Consider the following 20,309-nt stretch of genomic DNA (forward strand, 5'->3'; position numbering starts at 1 on the left):
GACCATCATGAAAAGAAATGCAGATATAGCCATTATCGGTATGTCGGGTATTTTCCCTGGGGCTGGCGAGCTGGCCGCCTTCTGGGAAAATATCCGCAACGGTGTGGACGCCATCGAAACCGTGCCGGAAAGCCGGATGGGAAGCCTGTTTTTTCAAGAAAACGGGCATGCATCACCGGCAGCCGGTTCATCCGCAGTAGACCGGTTTTACTGTCGCCGCGGCGGGTTTATCGACGATTACGCCGAGTTCGACCCGATCCAGTTCGGCATTTTGCCGTTGGCCGTGGAAGGTACCGAGCCGGAGCAGTTGCTGACATTGAGCCTCGCCCACAAAGCATTGGTAGACGCCCGCGCATTCAGCAATGGCGCCAATTTTGCCAAAACAGGCATTATCATCGGCAAAGGCAACTATACCGGTCCGGGTGCGACGCGCGCGATCGAAATCGTGCGTACCGGGCAGCAGATCGTAGAAGTGCTGCAAAGCATTCTGCCCGACCTCAAAAGCGAAGATCTTGAAAAAATAAAAGCCGAGTTCCAGCAGCAAAAAGGCCGCTTTTCGGCCGATACTGCCATGGGATTGATCCCCAATCTCACGGCCTCGCTGGTAGCCAACCGCCTCGACCTCGGCGGAACCGCCTACACGCTGGACGCCGCGTGCGCAAGTTCATTGCTTGCAATCGACCACGCCGTGCAGGAATTGAACTCCGGCCGGGCCGATATGATGATCGCCGGCGGTGTGCATGCCTGCCAGAATGCGCCTTTCTGGAGTATTTTCCATCAGTTGGGCGCATTGTCGAGAAACCAGCAGATCCGCCCGTTCGACCAGCGGGCCGACGGCCTGCTCATCGGTGAGGGCTGTGGTTTTATTGTATTAAAAAAACTTTCCGACGCGATTGCCAACGGCGACCGCGTATATGCTGTAATCCAGGGTGTTGGCGTATCGAGCGACGGCGCGGGCGCGAGCGTTATGAGCCCTACTGTGCACGGACAGGTGAAAGCCATCCGCCAGGCCTGGGAAATGGCTGGCATCGGCACCGACCAGATCGGCTACCTCGAAGCACACGGTACAGGCACGCCATTGGGAGATAAAACGGAGCTCGAAACGCTGGCGACGGTATTCGGGAATGCGGGTGCCAAAGCTGGTATCGGTTCAGTAAAATCGATGATCGGGCATGCGATGCCGGCGGCGGGTATTGCGGGAGTTATTAAAACCGTGCTTGCATTGTACCACGGCGAACTGCCTCCTACCCTGCATTGCGAGGAACCGGTGGAAGCGCTCGCGGACACGCGTTTTGAGCCTGTGAGACAGCTTACCGACTGGCAGCAGTCGGGTTTACCGCGTTATGCGGGTGTGAATGCATTCGGCTTTGGCGGTATCAATGCGCACGTTGTCCTGGAAGGCTGGGACAAAAGTCCGAAGATTAATGCAGCTAGCGTAGCAGAAAACCCCTCAAATGTCCCAGTTCTCGACGAAGTTTTACTGCTCGCACGCCCCACACACGAGGCGCTGCTGACCGCATTGCAAACCGGCGAGAAAGAAACAGGTTCCGGCAACTACCGCGTCGCCATCTTCGAGCCTACGCCGGAGCGTATGGCCAGGGCCATTAAAATAGTCACCAAAAACAATGTCTGGCGAAACAAGCAGGATATTTGGTATACCCATGAACCCTTGCTCTCGAACGGCGGCAAAACCGTATTCCTTTTCCCCGGACTCGACGGACTGGCGGGCGGGGAGATCGATACCGTGGCGGATTATTTCAAACTTCCACGATTCGAAGCGACGGAAAGTGGCTACGAGCAAACGGTATTCAATACCGCGATGAGACTGCTTGAAAAAAGCAGGATACTGGATTCGGCCATTAAAATACTCGGTGTAAAACCCGATATGAATGCAGGCCACAGCCTCGGTGAATGGCTTGCCGGCCGCTCATCCGGATTAGCCTCGGAATCATCTGTATTGCAGCTGCTCACACGGCTCAATCCGGAACTTTTCGAGGTAAAAAACACGAAATTCCTTGCCGTAGGCTGTGGTTATGACCAGCTGAAACCGTGGCTGGAAGGCAAGCAGGATATTTACTTGTCCATCGACAACTGCCCGCAGCAGGTAATCCTCTGCGGTACCATCGAGGCGGTCGAGGACTTTTCGGCCATTTTACGCACACACCAGATCTTCCATCAGCAGCTCCCGTTCCAGTCCGGCTTCCATTCGCCCTTCGTGAAGGACAAGCTGGACCGGATACTGGACGGGCTCGAAACGATGGAATTCCAGCAAACGGGCATTCCGTTGTGGTCGGCCACGACGCTGGATCTTTACCCAGAATCATTCGACGAAATCCGTTCGCTAAGCGTGGAGCACCTGGTGAAACCCGTGCGCTTCCGCGAGCTTATTGAAAAGCTTCACGCGCAAGGCGCGCGCATGTTCGTGCAGGTAGGCTCGGGCGGCCTCGTCGGTTTTGTGGATGACACGCTCAAAGGCCGGCCATACAGCGCCATTGCCTCGAATGTACCGACCCGCGGTGGCTTGCAGCAATTGCAGCGTGTAATGGCCGCATTGTTTGTAGAGGGCAAAAACATCGACCTCGCATTCATGGGCATTGAAGCGCAGCAATCTGCTCCGCGCAAGCCGATGAAGCTCCAACTCGGCTCCCCATTCGTGACGCAGCTCGATTCGTTGAAGAAAATCACATTCCATCAGCCCAAAAAAGAACTGGCGCTGGACGATGTGGCGAGTCCGGTGATGCGCGCATTGAGCTCGAACCTGGATGAAATCGCACTGGTACAGTCTGAAATCGCGGCGCTTGTGAAAAACCGGCCGTTTGCGGCACCTGGCGTAAGAAATACGAGCCAGCCGCCGCAGAATATCGCTTATGCAGGAGCTAATAAGCCGGGGATGCATCAGCCCGGGGCACGTCCTGCCGGTGCGAATCAGCCAGAGCCGGTGAGGCCTGGAACCCCGCGGTTGCCTTTCAAAAAGCAGCTCGATATTTCGCTCCAAAACAGCCCGTGGCTGATCGATCATTCGCTGCTCAAACAAAAGCCCAACTGGCATTGTGTGGAGGATATGGACCCGGTGATCCCGATGACGATGATTTTCGAAGTTTTCGGCGACATCGCGCGCGAGCAGGCGCCCGGCCTGCGCGTGCAAAAGATCATGGCTATCAAGGTTTTTCAATGGATGAATGTGGTGGAGCCATTCCGCGAAACCGTGACCGGCGAGTGGAAAAGTGCTGATCACGTTTACCTGGATCTCGATAAATATGCCAATGCGGAAGTTCTGCTTTCGGAAGCGAACGGTATTCCTGAAACGAATGGCTACGACATCGGCGAATCGCTCGGCATCAGCATTACGCCTGAGCAGATTTACCGCGAAAATATGTTCCACGGCCCGGCTTACCAGGGAATCCGGGAGGTGATCAGCGTAGCTCAAAATGGCATTACCGGTCTCATTTCCGGCGATGCGGGCAAGGGTTCGCTGCTGGATAATGCGGGACAGCTTTTTGGTCTCTGGCTGCAACTCACGCTCACCAAAGACCGCATCGCTTTCCCGGTGAAGATCAACGAGGTGGAGTTTTATCAGGAAATGGAGGATCAAACAGGCATTTTCGAATGTACCTGCCGCCTTACCGAACTCACCGACGAAACCGCCACCGCCGATTTCATCCTCAAACGCGGCGGCAAGGTGTGGTGCATCATCCGCGGCTGGCAAAACCGCCGTCTGGAAATCGACAACAAGCTCTGGAACGTGTCGATGGCCCCGTTGCAAAATGTGCTGTCGGATGAAGTGGCGCCCGGGGTGTTCCTCTTCCGCAATGCCTATCAGCGCGTTGTTTCATGGGATTTTATTTTAAAAAGATATTTCAACCAACCTGAAAAACGGTACCAGCGGGGGTTAATGCCTAACAAAAAGAAGGAATGGATGATCAGCCGGGTAGCCGCCAAAGACGCCACGCGTATGCTCCTGCTGCGCGATCGCAAGGAAGCTTACTTCCCGATTGAGTTCGAAATCCGTTCCGATGAGGTAGGTAAGCCATTCCTCGACGGCCCGATGACCGGCGGAATCCACATCTCGCTGGCACATAAAAACCTGGAAGCCGTTGCGATTGCCAGCGAAAAAGGTCCGGTAGGGATCGATATCGAAGAAATACAGCCCCGCAGCGCAGGTTTTACGGAGATCGTTTTCACGCCATCCGAACTGGCCCTGCTCGCAGGCCGCGACCAGGACGAATGGATGACGCGGTGCTGGGTAGCGAAGGAAGCATTCGGCAAAATGCTCGGAAAAGGGCTCATGGGCAACCCGAAAGCCTATCAGATCGACGAGATTAAGGAAGATGCATTGCGCATTCAGGATACATGGATCAATACTATCAAACATTTTAATTACATCATCGGATGGACCAACTGATACAGGAAAGCAAGCTGAGCAAAGCGGAGATTTTTGAAACACTCCATCAATTCATCACCGAGGTGATCGGCGAAGAGTTCGTGGAGGAAATGGATATTACACCAGCCAGCTCATTTACGAAAGACCTGGAAATGGACAGCATCGAGATCGTCGCATTCTCGGAAAAAGTCAAAAACCATTTCGGCTCGAATATCGATTTCACGGGCTGGCTATCGAATATGGACCTGGACGAAATCATCCAGCTGAAACTCGAAAACATCATCAATTACATTCAGGAATGCCAGTAATCGATCTACCGAATGTCCGCCTGCACGTGCAGGAACTGAATCCCGGGGGTGAAGAGACGATCATCATGGTGCACGGGATGTTCAGCAACCTGGCCGTGTACTATTTCAACATTGCCCCCATGCTCGCGAAGCATTACCGCGTGGTGCTGTTCGATATGAAAGGGCACGGCATGAGCGAAAAAGTACAAACCGGCTACGACCTTACGTCGATGACCAACGACCTCCGCGAACTAATGGACGCGCTCGGCATCGAAAAGGCGCACCTGGCAGGTTACAGCTACGGCGGACTGGTAGCATTGAAAATGGCAACCCGCTTTCCGGAGCGAGTAGACAAGCTGGCAATCATCGAAGGCCCCGACCCAAGCGAGCAGGAAACGCTCACGATCATCGATACTTACAGCAGGGAGTTTTTGATCCATTATATTGAAAACTTCGCCGATACCACACGCCTGCTGGCAGGTAAACGGCAGTTGGAGAAGAACCACCGGATGTACGAGTTTTTGTTCAATGAAACTTCCATCCGGTCGGATATGGAGGGAGAAAAGGAGTTTTTCAATGATCCTGCGGTAGCCGCGATCCAACATGAGACGCTGTTGATCTACGGAGAAGAATCCAACTGCGTACCTTCCGGCCGGACACTGGCTTCGAGAATCCCGAATGCAACGCTGGTGCTCGTACCGGGCGATCACAATGTGCCTGTGCAGCAGCCGGAGGTTGTAGGAAAGGAGTTGGAAAAGTTTCTGGAATTTGCTGACAATCTCAATTTTAGATTCAATCAATCAATTTTAGATTCAATCAATCATTCCAATTAGCTTAATTAATCCTTAATCCGTCGACTGAAGTCGACGGCAATAGATTTAGTGGGCTGGATCCTCTCCCCTAACCCCGGACTTTAGTCCGGGGATACGATGCTAAACCCGACAGCCGACCCGGTACCAGACTGTCTGACGCCCGGCACCAGACTGCTTAACGCCTGATACTTATCTGTATGACGCTCGATACCGAACCGTTTAACGCCCGATACTTATCTGCATGACGCCCGGTACCAGACTGCTTAACGCCCGATACTTATCTGTATGACGCCCGACACTAAACCGCTAACACCCGATACTGAACCACTTAACGTCCGATATCAAAACGCAAAATGTCAAAATTCGCTTTTATAGTCCCGCCGCTCACTGGTCACATCAACCCGACACTCAGCGTAGGCGCTGAATTGTTGGCGCTGGGGCATGAGGTGGCTTGGATCGGTCTGGATGAACAGTTGCAGGCCCAGTTACCGACCGGTGGGCAGTTACTCGTCATCCGGTACGACCAGGACGATTCTGAAAAGCAGGCGAATGCCGAGTACCTCGATGTTATCACCAAAAAGAATGTCTACGGCATCGAAAGCATCAAATTCCTGTACGAAGAAGTGCTCGTGCCGCTCAATCGCTACATGTTCGACGGCATTGTGCGACTCCTGCAAAGCTGGCAGCCCGACGTCGTGATCAACGACCACCAGGTTTTTGCGGGAGGTATGGCCGCGCATTTGCTCGATATTCCTTACGCAACGTCCGTTACCGCGCCTGCGGCTGTGAAAATGATGGAGGATCTGCCCAAAATTCACGAATGGGAAGTGAAGCAGATCATCGGCCTGCAACAGGAGCTCGGCATAGAAGGGGAAAAATCGCTGGCTACCTCGGAGTTGCTGACGCTCGTGTTTACTTCCCGTGAGTTTTTCGGAGAAATGGAACTACCTGATTATTACCGCTTTCCCGGGCCGGTGATCGGCAACCGCATTGCCGAAATTCCTTTTGATTGGGAAAAATTGAATGGCCAGACCTTCCCTAAAATCCTCATTTCCATTGGTACTACATTCGATCACCAGTTCAAAAAGGATTTTTTTTCGAAAGTGATCGACGCATTCGGCGGGGAGGACATATTTGTGGTAGTAGTGTCGGACGAAACATTGTTCGAAAGCTGGCCCTCCAATTTTTTGGTACAACAACGCATTCCACAGCTCGAATTACTCCCCTATCTCGACGGCGTCGTATGCCACGCAGGCCATAATACCGTCTCCGAGGCATTATCGAACGGCTTGCCGCTGGTGGTGATCCCCATCGCTTATGACCAGTCGCACGTGGCTGGGCGCGTAGTCGCGAACGGGTGCGGGGTGAGACTCAATTTTAACCGGTTTAAAGCACCGCACCTTCGCAATGCGGTCAACGATATATTAACTGATCCGGATTACCGGCTCGCGGCACGGCGCATTCAAGGCTCCTTTGAGCAGGCCGGCGGTACCAGAACCGCGGCGCAGTGGCTCGACCAGATAACCATTAAAGTATTTCAGAATGGCTAAATTTCTATTTGTAGTACCTCCATTTTTCGGGCATATCAGCCCTACCCTCAGCGTCGGGGCAAGCCTTATCGCCAACGGCCACGAAGTCGCGTGGACGGGCCTGATCCCTCTTGCCGACAAGCACATACCCGAAGGCGGACGCTATATTCTTCCCGAAAAGGAGCTCGCGCCGCACCAGGAAGAGATCGCACGCATCCTGAAACGCCAGGACGACGGCCCTTCCCTTTCCGGCCCGGAAGTAATGAAACTGGCATTGGAAGAAACCTACATTCCCTTTGCGCGGATCATGGTGCCCGGCGTTTCGCGCGTGGCCGACGACTTTCAGCCGGATGTGATCGTGAACGACTGCATTACCTTCGCAGGCGCATTGGTGGCGCACCTCAAAGGCATCCCTTGCGTGACCACCACGCCCGTGCCGCCGGATGTGATGGGCGATACCGCCAATTCGGCACCGAAAATTTTCGAATGGCAGCAGAACCTGATCAAAGGACTGCAACGCGAGCTCGGCATTTATACCGACGAGTTCATGATCCATTCGCACCAGATGAACATCGTATTCACTTCCAAGGAATTTGCCGGGTTTCCCGAGCCGGAGCCGCATATGAAATTTGTGGGCCCGGTGAAAGGCCGCCCGAACGATACGCCATTCGATTGGGAAAGGCTCGAAAAAGCGACAACACCCAAAGTATTCGTGTCGCTCGGTACATTGCTGGTGGACATCCGTAGGGAGTTTTTCCTGAAACTCATCGAAGCATTCGGCAACGAACCGATTACGATCGTGGCTGCTACCGACCCGTCGGTGATCGACGAATGGCCGGAGAACTTTATAGTGCAAGGATTTGTGCCTCAGGCAGATATTATCCCAAAAATGGATGCGGTGATCTGCCACGGCGGGTTCAATACCGTGAACGACTCGTTCATGAACGGCCTGCCGATGCTCATTACCCCTATTGCCTACGACCATTTCCACACCGCCGCGCTGATCGAAAATGCCGGCTGCGGAATTAAGGTCAGGTACAAACGCATGCGTGTGGCCGATGTGCAGAACGCCATGCGGGAGCTGCTCGAAAATCCGAAGTACCGCATTGCAGCGCAGCACATCCGCGATACATTCAATGCCGCGGGTGGCAATGCGAAAGCGGTTGCGCTACTGGAAGATTTCGCCGTCACGAACCGTGTAACCGAAAACGCCTGACCGATGAAACGGAACCTGCTTTTCCTCGAAAGAGTGCTTTTTGGCGACGGTAGCGAGCCGTTTCATGGTGTTTATGCATTGAAAATCAACGGCAACATTGATTACCTGAAATTCACGGCAACCCTTACCCGCTTGCAGGAAAAGTACGCCATGTTACGTACAGCAATCGGCATCGACGCCAACGGAAGGCCGTACTTTCATACGCCGCCGTCCGCCCCGCAAATTCCGCTCAGAATTGTTGACAGGAATAGCGACGAAGACTGGAACCGCGAGACATTGCATGAGCTCGGCACTTCTTTCGACATTAAAAACGGGCCGCTGCTGCGCATTACCTGGCTCCGCTCGGCCGAAGTTTCGGACATTATCATGGCCTTCCACCATTGCATGTGCGACGGCGGGTCGGGTGTGGCACTGCTTACCGATTTACTGGCATTGCTCGATGACCCGCAAGCCGTAATCGGCAAAGCACCGGCATTTCAAAGCATACGCGATCTGGTACCGGCGGAAATATTGGAAAGTGGCCGAAACCGGTTCAAAGCCAAACTTTCGGCGGCATTAGTCCACGCAGGGTTGTCGCTGGGCTCGTTGTTTATTTCAACAAAAAAACGACCAGGCGCACGTTCCGGCGATTATCTCATTAACTGGAAACTCGGTGAGGAACAGTCGAAAGCGTTGTTTGCCCATTGCAAAAAAGAGGAAGTAACTGTCAATACGGCCATCGGGCTGGCGTTGCTGGAAGCATTCAAAGCCGTGAATGGCGCGGGAGCGCACGGTAAAGCTACCTGCCCGGTGGATATCCGTCGGTATATGCCTGAGGTGAAGCGCGACATGCTGTTTTCGTATGGGCTAGCATTGAATATCAGTCTCGAAAAATTAGTCGGAGTGCATTTTTGGGAAAAGGCAAAAACACTGCAAACGTATGTTTCCAAGCAAATGGCGAAACTGAATCCCTATGAATTCAGCATGATCATGGAGGCTTCGCATCGCTCTGTGCACAAGCTGCGCCGTTTCCTGACCTATGCCAAAGTGGGCAACGATTTCATGTTCTCCAATATGGGCAAACTCGACATTCCTGCCCGGTACCGGAACTTCACCGTCGATACGATTTACAGCCCGACTGTAATAGGCCCGTTTGCAAACCCCAACACCATCATTACTACTACTTTCAATGGTCAGATGGATTTCTCATTTGTTTCAAACCTGGATTTTATGCCGCAAAATACGGCTATGAAAATCCGGGAAAAGGCCATGGAAATCCTGTTCGAAACAGTAGCCATCCCCGATCCTGTGCGTGTATGAAAAGAAGGGCAGGTTTTCTGGAAGCATCCATGTACGCGGGCGCGGATACGCCTGTGAATGTGGTATTTCCTGTAAAAATTGTGGGAAATCCTGATGAATCTGTATTGCTAAATGCATTGCAGAAAATTCAGCAAAAACACCCTTTCCTGAACGTAACCATGGAAACCGACGCGGACGGCATTCCCTGGTACGTGACCTCCGATTCTATTTTGCCTATTCCGCTAAGGATTACAGAAAGGCTTTCCGAAGAAACCTGGGTAGCGGAGGCGGATACGGAATGGGGCACCCCATTTAACCAAACGAATGTACCCCTGGCGCGGGTTACCTGGGTACGATCTAACGAGGTTTCGGAACTATTGGTGGTTTGCCACCATTGCATCGGCGACGCAACTTCCAGCATAACCCTCATGCGCGAACTACTCGAATGCCTGGGTGATCCGAAAACCGAGTTGCAACCCTACCCGGCCTATTCACCCGAAAGGCTGGTCCCGGCGGCTGTCAGGAAAAACGTCGTCAACAGGTTGGCAGCCAAGGCAATCGCCGGCATTACGAAGCTATTCCTTCTGGTAGTTGCTGGTAAAAAAGAAGTGATTAAAGACCGCTTTTATACCATCCGCTGGAAACTGAGTGAAGAGGAAACGGCGACATTGCTATCCGTTTGCAAGGAAAAGGCTATCTACCTCAATGGTGCGCTGATCCTCGCGTTCATGCGTGCATTCGAGCGTGCGGGCAATGTGCGTACGGGCGGAAAAATGTTCGCTTCCGTAGATATGCGCAGGTTTTTACCCGAAATACAAAAAGACCACATGTTCCCGTTCCCGTCTATGGTTGGCCTCGACACGCCGGGAAAGAATGGAAGTTTCCACACGCAGGCCAATGCATTAAAGGAACGTTTGCACAAGCAAATCGACCGTACCGACGCGCCGCGGCTGCTGCTTTTCAGCGAGTACCTCGTGCCACTTTACCCGCGAAGCCTCAAATATGCCAAAGCAGGGAAAGGTGCGCATGATTACGCATTCGCCAACCTCGGCCGTATTCCGCTGAACGAAAGTTACGGTTCGCTCACGGTTGCCGAAGTACACAGTCCGTTGTCCAGATTTCCGATGGGCAATCCGTCGAAAGTGTCGGTATCGACGTTCGGCGGTTGCATGGATTTCGCATTTCACTCCGAAGAACAATATATTGCCCGCCAGGATGCCGAGCTGATCATCGGCACGGCGATGCAACTTCTTAGAAAACATTTATTGGAGACCAAACCCGTTACCATCCAGGATTGAAATGAACAGACAAATGATTGTCGGAGAGCGCATTATGTACGCCGACGGGCTCGCACCGGTTAATTGCGTTTTTACAGCAACTTTGGAAGGACAATTGTCCGAGCAACGACTACAAGATGCGCTCGTAAAAATTCAAAACCGGCATCCCTTGCTTCGCACTAATGTGGCGCGAAATGCGGCAAATGTCCCTTCATTTGTGACAAATCCTGCGATCGCACCCATTCCGATCGACATGATCGAACGGACATCCGACATTCAATGGGAAGAAATAAGTCTTTTGGAATGGCCGCGACAGTTCGATCTGATGAAAGAACCCGCAGCCCGGCTCGTATGGCTAAGATCCGAAAAGGTCTCCGATCTGCTACTTGTGTGCCCGCATTGCGTCTGCGACGGTTCCGGCTTCGTTACACTCATGCGCGAGCTGCTCCTCCTGCTCGACAACCCTGAAATGGAACTGGAACCGTACGAGGGCTTTCAATCGGTTGATTCGCTGGTACCATCTTCCATCCGGGACAGCCGGATGATCCATTGGAAGGGAAAGTTATTTTCCGGGCTGGCAAAGGGTCTTTTCACCATTCTGAACCCGAAACCGGCCCCACGCGAAGGAAACTACTATCTGCTCACACATACCCTCGACAAGGAAACCACCAACGCGCTGGTCAGGAAATGCAAAGCTGAAAAAACGACCGTTCAGGCGGCATTATGTACTGCGTCACTCATTGCGCACCAATCGGTGAGAGGGAAAGAGTCGAAAAACAAGGTGATCAGCCCTGTGGACATCCGGCGTTATCTGCCGGCCATTGGCCGTGATCATCTGTTTGCATTCGCGCCTATCGTGGAGCTTTCGCTCAGCCAAAAGGGCGTTCCAAACGACTTCTGGCAGGAAGTACGAACGATGAAACAGGCCCTCGTCGAAAAAGCCGAAAACGTGAATGCAGCCGAAATGATGTTCATTACCGAGTACTTCCACAGCTCCACCGGCGCATTGCTCCGGCATATGCGCTCCACCAAAGGCAGCCACGATATCACCATTTCCAACATGGGCGTGCTGGACATTCCCGTGAGTTACAACAACTTCCATGTCCGCGCCATACACAGCCCCTCCGTGGGATTCCCCTGGCGAAACCCCAACACTTTGGTAGTAAGTACCTTCGCAGGAAGAATGGATTTGACCTTCTGCTCTCACGAAAGCTTCCTGCCCATGATCGATGCGGAGAAGATATGCAGGGAAGCGATGTGGGTTTTGTTGGAAGGGAATTATGCCGCGGCTCTACATCAGGAATGACCGGCGTCTTTTCATTACAGGGACTAATTTGTAATTTTGTAAAAACTCACGTTCCAATGCGGTTCTGATCAAACATTCGCTCAGATAACCGCTCGCTGAAATTTATTCATTCAAAAAACTACACAAAATGAAATATTCAGGCGATACCGTTTCAAAACCGGTTGTAGGACGTGAGGCGGAACTACTTTCAGAAGCTATTAAAACAGGCGGCTATGTGGCCAATGAACAGGCCTGGGTCACCATTCGCAGGATCACCGAACAGATCAAAAAAGAAAAATCAAACACGCAGAAGTGATGCCCTATCCCAAATTCTCCGGGATAGATTTTTCAAAGCACGCTGTCATCGAATACGATCCAGACCAATTGGATATTGGCGCTGGTTTTCGATGCGGTCGTGGTGAATTCGTATCCTACATTAAAGGTCAAAAAATACGCAATGAGCTGAGAAGCTACATCAGCAAATGCTGGCTAGTCAATTGTGAAGAAGGACTGGCGGCCTACATCACTTTACTTGCCGATAAGCTGGCTATGGGAACGCCGATCCTCGTCGACGAAGATGTTCGCTATACTACATTTCCGGCGGTCAAAATCGGGTGGTTGGCAGCCGATCCCAGAGCCAAGGGGTCAGGACGAAGGCTAATGGATTGGGCAATGCGGTATGCCGTGCTTGAACTCGTTCCTAAACTGGGAGTCAGGTTTATAACCGTAGATGCCTTGTACGATGCAGAATCGCCCGAAAAGCTTTACGATGCCTCAGGTTTTTACGAAAAATTGGGGTTCCGCTTCGCTAATGCCGATGAAACGCTCCCTCCGGCTGACGGTTTCAGATCCATGTATTTCGACTTGATGCCACTCATTCAACAAGTCAAAACATTATCTAACTAGCCCGATTCCCTTTCAACAACATCCCCATCGCGTCGTCGAGCGATCCGGCGCGGTTTACTTCGCCGGAGTTGACGAAGAAGATTTCGTCGGCGTTTTCGATGGTGTTGAGGCGGTGGGCGATGATTACTTGCGTGGTGGATTCCGGGAGTTGTTTCAGGATGTCGCCGAGGAGTTTTTCGGTGACGGTGTCGATGTTGGCGGTGGCTTCGTCGAGGATGAGAAGCTCCGGGCTGCGGAGGACGGCGCGCATGAATGCGATGAGCTGCTTCTGACCCAGGCTGGTGCTGTCGGCGGTAGCGGAAACTTTCGTTTCGAGGCCGTCTTCAAACAATGCAAGGATTTCGCCCAGGTTGGCGCTGCGGATCACCTGTTCCAGTTTGTCGTTGGAATACTCCTTCAACTGATCGTTCCCGTAAAGGATATTCTCTCGAATGGTGCCCGAAAAGAGGAACGGCTCCTGCAAGATGAAGCCGATTTTCTGGCTGCGTTCTTCCGGCGTGTACGTGCGGATGTCGCGGCCGTCGAGCAGGACGGTGCCCTCGCGCGGGTCGTACAGGCGGGCGATGAGCGAGGCTGTGGTGGTTTTGCCGCCGCCGGTCGGGCCGATCAATGCGTAGGTTTTGCCGCGTTCGAGTTTGAAATTGACCTGGTGGAGAATTTCACGGCTGTCGTAGCCGAAACGCACGTCGCGGAATTCTAGTAGTGCGGCATCGGCTTCCCGGGTGGTTTCGGGCATTGGTACAAGGTTGGTTTCCAAAGCGAGAATTTGCGAAATGCGGTCCCATCCAGCCATCGCTACCTGAAAGCTGGCCCATAATGCTGCCAGCTGCCGCAAAGGGTTGTAAAAATTGACGGCATATGCGAGATAACTCACCAGCAACCCGACACTGAACTCGCCAATGCTGATCAAATGGATACCGTACGTGAGTACCACCAGCTGCGCGATGTTGGAAAAGAAAGAATAGGTAGGCAGGAAAATGTTGTTTGCCAGCCCCGCGCGGATGGCCGTGCGGTAATTTTCCAGGTTAGCCAATTGAAAACGCTGCCGGAAATAGTCGCGGCGGTTGAATGCGATCACGACTTTAAAATTGTTCAGACTTTCCTGTATCTCGGCACTCAGCGCACCTGTACTTTTCAGGTTTTTGGCGTTCGCAGACTTTACCCAGGGCGAAAGCAGGATTGTAAAAATCAGGATCAGCACGCCCGGTGCCAGTGCGGCAGAGCCCAGTTTTAGGTTAATCACCAATAAAAAAATACCCGCCCCCAACATCGTAAAAATACTCCCCACAAACTGCATGAGCGACTGCGAGAAAAACTGGTTCAGCTTGTCGGTATCATTATTAACCCTCGAAATAAGGTCGCCGGCCCTATTCTGGTTGAAAAACGCGACGGGAAGCTGCTGCAACTTATTGAAAATGGCATTCCGGAGCGTAAACAGCAGCCGCTGCCCTACCCCGCCCATCAGTTTGGTCTGGGTATAGGCCGTAGCGAGGCCGAGCAGGTACATCGCCAGCAAAATCCCTCCGAAAACGAGCAGTCCATGGAATTGCTTCGTAACCACATATTTATCTATCGCATGGCCGATCAGGTACGGGCCGCCCAGGTTGACAGCCGTATTCAGCGTGATCGCCCCCAGCGCCAGCGCCAGATTGCCCCGTTCGTGTGCGATCAGTTTCAGCAACTTACCGAGCGCCTTCAACGTGGAGGTTTTCTGCTGCTCCTCCGAAATTTTGTTAAGATCGTAGTTCATAGTTGCTGGTGCTTTGTTGCGAATTGAAAATCTGCACATACTCGGGACTTGTCAGCATGAGCTCGTCGTGCGTACCGCAGCCGATCAGCTCGCCCTCCATAAGCACCACGATCTGGTCGTAATGCTCGATGGCCGCTATTTTCTGTGTCACAGAAATCAAGGTAATGCCCGGATAATTGCCCTCTAAGTTCGCCAGGATCTTCTTTTCGGTCGTATTGTCCACGCGCGCAGTGAAATCATCCAGCAGCAGTATTTTCGGGTTCATCGCCAATGCCCTCGCCAGCATAATGCGCTGCTTCTGACCGCCGGAAAGGCTCGCTCCGCGCTCGGAAACGACGGTATTGAGGCCGTCGGGCAATGTTTCGATGAATGCGGCCAACTCCGCGGTATCGATGGCTTTCTGCAAGGATTCATTGGTCACCGTTGTGCTGAATGCGATGTTTTCGCGGATACTCATATTGAAAATGATGCTATCCTGGAAAACGAAACCTACCTGCCGGTGAAACGACTCGCTGTCGTAGTGATCGATCGGGTGGCCGTCGAATGTAATGCGGCCCTCCTGCGGCTGGATGAGGCCGGTCAACAGGTAAAGCAACTGCGTTTTCCCGGCCGCCGTCGGACCGATCACGGCAATGCGCGAGCCTGCGTTTACGGATAGGCTTACGTCTTTCAATGCCGGTTTTTCACCATAGCGGACCGTTACCTGTTCCAGTTCGATGTTCCCGCGCAACGATTCCTTCGATACGCCTCCTTCCACCGGATCGGCGATATTCAGAACGGCCGAAATCCTTTGGTAGGAAGCCGTGGCCTGCGCGATGACGTTGCTCATGAAACCGATGACCAGGATCGGAAAAATGAGAATACCGAGGTAACTGTTGAATGCCGCGAAGCTGCCGAGTGTCATATCGCCCTCGATCACAAAATGCCCGCCGAGTACGAGAATCGTGAGCATGGAAAGGTTTGCGGTAAACTGGACAACCGGGATAAGTCCCGCGAAAAGGCTCAGAATGGCCAGCCCAAAGCCTTTCGCTTTGGTATTGGCTTCGAGGAATTTGGCGTATTCCAATTGTTGGGAATTGACTACCCGTATCAATGCGGAGCCGAGAATGCTTTCGTTGATGATCTTGTTGAGCCAGTCGATTACCTCGCGGCTTTGTACAAACAATGTGCGGACTTTCTTCAAAGTAATCGCAAACATTCCCCCGATAATGGGTATGATGGCAAGCACGGTCAATGCCAGTTTCCAGTTGATACTCAGCAGCAATGCGCTGGCGCCAATGATGAGAAACAACGACGAAACGATCGCTACAATGGCCTGGGACACGAACATTTTGATCGAATCAATGTCGGCCGTCAGGTTGGTGAGCAATTTCGCGGCGGTAGTCTGCTCGATAAATGCGTGACTTTGTTTTGAAATTTTGTCCGAAAGCCGCGTCCGCAAATCGCGGGCTACTTTTTCGGAAGCGTATGTCTGGATAATGCTTTGCAGGTAGGCGAATGCAAATATGAAGACGACGGCGATGGTAAACTCGGTCAGGATGGCATTCAGGTCGAAACGCTGCCGGGTATAGTCATCGATCCCGTCGGCGACGAGCTTGGGGAGCCAGAGGTTGATGCCGTTGCTCAGCAGTGCAAACAGCAGCAACAGGACAATCAACCCCTTGTATGGAGCCAGTAAGCTGAATATGCCCGGCTGCTTGGGCGTTCCGGGTTTGGCTTTTTCAGACATATGGGTTTAGCATTAAATACGGCGACAAATATAACAAGGTATAATTTTGAATTACTCCCCGCCCCGATGGTTAAATTTTGGTTAAATTCCCCGCTCTCTGAATCCAAACCGCACCTGAATGAAACTTCTGAGCCTTTTCTTTCTGACATTATCGATAACCCACGCCGCCACGGCCCAAAAAGCCAAAACGCCTCAAACCAACCTCCCCAACATCGTCTACATCTACGCCGACGACCTCGGTTACGGCGAACTGGGCTGCTATGGCCAGCAGAAGATCAAAACGCCCAACCTCGACCGCCTCGCCAGGGAAGGTATTCGTTTTACGCAGCATTACACAGGTACGCCCGTGTGTGCGCCCGCACGTGCGATGCTCATGACAGGCAAGCACGCGGGGCATTCGGCCATCCGTGGGAATTTCGAACTCGGTACTTTTCGCGACGACGGAGAACGCGGACAAATGCCGCTACCCGCCGCTGAATTTACGATCGCCGAGCTCCTTAAACAAAAAGGCTACGCCACGGCCCTCACCGGCAAATGGGGCATGGGCATGAACAATACCGAAGGCACGCCCAGCAAGCAGGGCTTCGACTATTACTACGGCTACCTCGACCAGAAACAGGCACATAACCTCTATCCTTCGCATTTGTGGGAGAACGACCGGTGGGACACCCTTGCCCAGCCGTGGCAGGATGTCCACCGCAAACTAGACCCCGCCTCCGCCACCGACGCGGACTTCAACTCCTTCAAAGGCAAAGAATATGCCCCTGCAAAGATGACCGAAAAGGCGCTGGCATTTATCGAACGGAGCAAAGACGGCCCATTTTTCCTTTACATGCCCTACACGATACCGCACGTATCGCTGCAAGCACCCGATGAGTATGTCCGAAAATATGCAGGCCAGTTTGACGAAAAACCCTACTACGGTGAAAAGGGCTATGCTTCCGCCAAGTATCCGCTCTCGACTTACGCGGCGATGGTAACGTTCCTGGACGATCAGGTTGGTATTATTCTGGACAAACTCCGGGATATGGGCCTGGACGATAACACAATTGTGATGTTCAGCAGCGATAACGGCGCCACTTTCAATGGCGGTGTGAATGCGCAGTTCTTCAACAGCGTGGCCGGGTTGCGCGGTTTGAAAATGGATGTTTACGAAGGCGGTATCCGCGAACCGTTCATCGCCCGCTGGCCCGGAAAGATCAAACCAGGGCGCGTAACCGACCACATTTCCGCTCAGTTCGACCTTTTGGCCACATTAGCGGAACTGACCGGTCAGCCCACACCGCCCACCGATGGTATTTCATTTCTACCCGAATTATTAGGCCAAACCAGCCGGCAGCAAAAGCACCCCTACCTCTATTTCGAATATCCCGAAAAAGGCGGCCAGATCGCCATCCGAATGGGCGACTGGAAAGGCGTCAAAACCGACCTGCGCAAGAATCCAGGCAATGCGTGGCAACTCTACAATCTCAAAACCGACCGCAGCGAAACTACCGACCTGGCGGCAAAGCATCCGGATATTTTGAGGAGAATGGATGAAATTGTTAGGAAAGAGCATGAGGAGCCTGTTACTGCGGCGTGGCAGTTTGTGTTGCCTGTGATTGCAGCAAGTGAAAAATAATGGCGCGAAGCTCCTGCTTCGTGTATGCTATTTGCAGGCCTCTGGCCGGTCTTACATGCATGACCGGCCAGAGGCCTCCGAATAGTCGGCACGAAGCAGGAGCTTCGCGCCATTTGCTCATCTTACATGCATGACCGGCCAGAGGCCTCCGAATAGTCAGCACGAAGCAGGAGCTTCGCGCCATTTACTCGACAGGAAACGGGCCTTCTTCGAATTCTTCTTCGTGATAACCTTTGCTTCCCACATCCCGCGCCAGCTGGCTCCGGAAATCCGTGCCGTTCCGCAGGCATCCCAGCACATGCTCAAAGTCATATCGCGGCTTCCAGCCCAGGTCGCGCCGCGCGCGCTCGTTCACATACACGCGATCGATTTCGGAAAACAATTTCCAACCCTGCGCTTCAAATAGTCCTTCGCATTCAGGATATAACGAACGGATTACCGCCGGCGCATCGGTATGCAGCAGCGCCAGGTGCGCGGGTGTAAATGGTGTAGTGGCAGAGATAATGTATTTGCCGAAGCCAATCGCCCCGGCTCTTTCCATGGCTGACAGATGCGCGGTAACGGCATCGGCAACGTCGACGCGGCGGTAAAGCAGCTCCAACGCTTGCACATTGGGGGTTTCGTAGCGCTGCCGCGTTTCCGCATTGTCGTCGTCCTCGGGGAAGAAGCGCGACGTCCGCAGGATCAGTACCGGCAAGCCGGTTTTCCGGTGAAAAAGCTCGCAAAGGCTTTCGGCGGCGAGTTTGGTGACGCTGTAAATATTTTTAGGCTGCGGTACCACCTCTTCGGTAATCCAGGCTGCGGGTTCACCTTTGGCGGGGTTCATTGCCGCGCCGAAAGTGCTGGTGGTACTGGTAAAAATGAATGCGGAAACGCCTGCCAGCACCGCTTCTTCCAGCAAATTGAGCGTTCCGGTGATATTGGTATCTACAAAATCCTGCTTGCTGTGCGTCGCCACATGCGGTTTGTGCAATGTAGCCGTGTGCATGACGGTACGGATACCGCGCATCGCTTTTTTGACAAAATCCCGATCCGAAATATCTCCCACCAGATCGGTATAGGCTGAATGTTTGATATCAATTCCTACGACTTGCATCCCTTCCGCCCGGAGCGTGCGCATAAGCGCCTCGCCCAGGTGCCCCGCGCTGCCTGTTACTAAAATACTCATGACTGTTTCAATGCTGATTTCCGGCAAAGGTATGCGTGTGCGGCTTCGAAAAATATTGGGATAGCCGATAAAAACATTGAAATTTGTGCATGGCCTATATCATTGATAATGAATCGTACCGGGAGATCGCGGGCAGGAAATTTCTTGCGCAGCCTGCGCTGGATACTTTCGAGCACGACGCGCCGCGGATACCATTCGTGAACCATCGCGTGAAGAATATCTACGCCCGCAACTTCGGCATTATCCGCTTCCAGGCCGATTTCTTGCAGGATATGCAGATCCGCGGCATGAAAAGCGAACCCCACATCAGCCTGCATTTTCAGGTTAGGGGCCATTCCAATGCACATTTTCGCGACATTCCCGGCGAACACCCGCTCCGCCCGGCCGAGTACAATATTTATTATTCCGAACACTTCGATTCCGACATTTTCTACAACCGCCAGACCGGCTTCGAGTACCTTGCATTGATCCTCAAAAAGGAGCATTTGCTGCAATTCCTGCAACAAAATGGCAGCCCGGCAAAACCACTCGAAAAGGCGCTGGGACAAGGACAGCCCCTGGCACTTTTCGGCAAAGCTGCGGCGGTAAGTACGGAAATGCATTCGGTGTTGCAACGCATGTTACACGCACCCGTCGCCGACGACCTGTCGGAGATGTATCTCAATGGCAAAATTCTTGAACTGCTGGCATTGCAACTGCAACAATACCGCGAAGAACGTAAAGCTCCCGCGCTTCAAGCCGGTACCGATCGCCAGCTGTCCGAGCTGTACCAGTACCTCTGCACGCATTTCCTGACCGTCGATTCCCTGGAAGCAATCGCAAGTCATTCCCGACTTTCGGAGCATCAGATTCGTGAAGGTTTTAAACTAAAATACAATACAACCGTGTATGAGCTGGTCCACGAAAAGCGAATGCTGCACGCCCGCCAACTGCTGCTCGACTCATGCCTGACGGTCGATGAGGCCGCTGCGGAGGTGGGCTATGCCAATAGCAGTAATTTTATTCAGGCATTTAAAAGGAAATTTGGTACCACGCCCAAGCAAATGCAGTTGGACCGGAGGCGCTGATCG

General features: G+C 52.9%; 15 protein-coding genes. 12 read left to right on the forward strand and 3 right to left on the reverse strand.

The features are described from left to right. Positions 1–7 precede the first annotated feature (7 nt). The 10 genes from BLQ88_RS29400 to BLQ88_RS29440 all read left to right on the forward strand — a co-directional run bounded on the left by BLQ88_RS29400 (position 8) and on the right by BLQ88_RS29440 (position 12,971). Entirely contained in the window at positions 8–4,402 is a 4,395-nt protein-coding gene (locus BLQ88_RS29400; RefSeq protein WP_090156589.1) for a type I polyketide synthase, read from the forward strand. Next, positions 4,390–4,689, forward strand: coding sequence for an acyl carrier protein (locus tag BLQ88_RS29405; protein WP_090156590.1), 300 nt, complete (start codon positions 4,390–4,392; stop codon positions 4,687–4,689). The genes BLQ88_RS29400 and BLQ88_RS29405 overlap by 13 nt, the downstream gene beginning before the upstream one ends. Continuing rightward, a complete protein-coding gene (locus BLQ88_RS29410; RefSeq protein ID WP_229212922.1) occupies positions 4,680–5,501 on the forward strand; it encodes an alpha/beta fold hydrolase in 822 nt (273 codons plus the stop codon). The genes BLQ88_RS29405 and BLQ88_RS29410 overlap by 10 nt, the downstream gene beginning before the upstream one ends. Before the next feature lie 332 nt (positions 5,502–5,833). Further along, positions 5,834–7,030 carry a glycosyltransferase gene (locus tag BLQ88_RS37065; RefSeq protein WP_090156591.1) on the forward strand — a complete coding sequence of 399 codons (1,197 nt, stop codon included), beginning with the start codon at positions 5,834–5,836 and terminating at the stop codon, positions 7,028–7,030. Further along, positions 7,023–8,225, forward strand: coding sequence for a glycosyltransferase (locus tag BLQ88_RS37070; RefSeq protein ID WP_090156592.1), 1,203 nt, complete (start codon positions 7,023–7,025; stop codon positions 8,223–8,225). Before BLQ88_RS37065 ends, BLQ88_RS37070 begins: the two co-directional genes overlap by 8 nt. 3 nt (positions 8,226–8,228) lie before the next feature. Further along, positions 8,229–9,524: a condensation domain-containing protein gene (locus tag BLQ88_RS29425; protein WP_090156593.1), complete on the forward strand. Its 1,296-nt coding sequence runs from the start codon at positions 8,229–8,231 to the stop codon at positions 9,522–9,524. Next, entirely contained in the window at positions 9,521–10,801 is a 1,281-nt protein-coding gene (locus tag BLQ88_RS29430; RefSeq protein WP_090156594.1) for a condensation domain-containing protein, read from the forward strand. The genes BLQ88_RS29425 and BLQ88_RS29430 overlap by 4 nt, the downstream gene beginning before the upstream one ends. A gap of 1 nt (position 10,802) precedes the next feature. After that, a complete protein-coding gene (locus BLQ88_RS29435) occupies positions 10,803–12,086 on the forward strand; it encodes a condensation domain-containing protein (protein ID WP_090156595.1) in 1,284 nt (427 codons plus the stop codon). A gap of 127 nt (positions 12,087–12,213) precedes the next feature. Continuing rightward, a complete protein-coding gene (locus tag BLQ88_RS36895) occupies positions 12,214–12,381 on the forward strand; it encodes a hypothetical protein (protein ID WP_176885152.1) in 168 nt (55 codons plus the stop codon). Continuing rightward, entirely contained in the window at positions 12,381–12,971 is a 591-nt protein-coding gene (locus BLQ88_RS29440; protein ID WP_090156596.1) for a GNAT family N-acetyltransferase, read from the forward strand. Before BLQ88_RS36895 ends, BLQ88_RS29440 begins: the two co-directional genes overlap by 1 nt. On the opposite strand, the gene BLQ88_RS29445 is transcribed toward BLQ88_RS29440, so the two are convergent. Both BLQ88_RS29445 and BLQ88_RS29450 read right to left on the reverse strand, forming a co-directional pair. Further along, positions 12,964–14,721, reverse strand: a complete 1,758-nt coding sequence (locus BLQ88_RS29445) for an ABC transporter ATP-binding protein (RefSeq protein WP_090156597.1) — start codon at positions 14,719–14,721, stop codon at positions 12,964–12,966. The genes BLQ88_RS29440 and BLQ88_RS29445 overlap by 8 nt on opposite strands. Then, entirely contained in the window at positions 14,705–16,450 is a 1,746-nt protein-coding gene (locus BLQ88_RS29450) for an ABC transporter ATP-binding protein (protein WP_090156598.1), read from the reverse strand. Before BLQ88_RS29450 ends, BLQ88_RS29445 begins: the two co-directional genes overlap by 17 nt. A 118-nt stretch (positions 16,451–16,568) precedes the next feature. Here BLQ88_RS29450 and BLQ88_RS29455 point away from each other — a divergent pair, with 118 nt between their 5' ends. Continuing rightward, positions 16,569–18,071: an arylsulfatase gene (locus tag BLQ88_RS29455; RefSeq protein ID WP_090156599.1), complete on the forward strand. Its 1,503-nt coding sequence runs from the start codon at positions 16,569–16,571 to the stop codon at positions 18,069–18,071. A gap of 184 nt (positions 18,072–18,255) precedes the next feature. Here BLQ88_RS29455 and BLQ88_RS29460 read toward each other — a convergent pair whose 3' ends face one another. Then, the gene (locus BLQ88_RS29460) at positions 18,256–19,239 is read right to left on the reverse strand and encodes an NAD-dependent epimerase/dehydratase family protein (protein WP_090156638.1); all 984 of its coding nucleotides are present in this window, start codon (positions 19,237–19,239) and stop codon (positions 18,256–18,258) included. Between the two features lie 89 nt (positions 19,240–19,328). Here BLQ88_RS29460 and BLQ88_RS29465 point away from each other — a divergent pair, with 89 nt between their 5' ends. After that, the gene (locus BLQ88_RS29465) at positions 19,329–20,306 is read left to right on the forward strand and encodes a helix-turn-helix transcriptional regulator (RefSeq protein ID WP_090156600.1); all 978 of its coding nucleotides are present in this window, start codon (positions 19,329–19,331) and stop codon (positions 20,304–20,306) included. The last annotated feature ends 3 nt before the right edge of the window (positions 20,307–20,309 follow it).

Source organism: Dyadobacter soli, from assembly GCF_900101885.1.
Classification (GTDB): Bacteria; Bacteroidota; Bacteroidia; order Cytophagales; family Spirosomataceae; genus Dyadobacter; species Dyadobacter soli.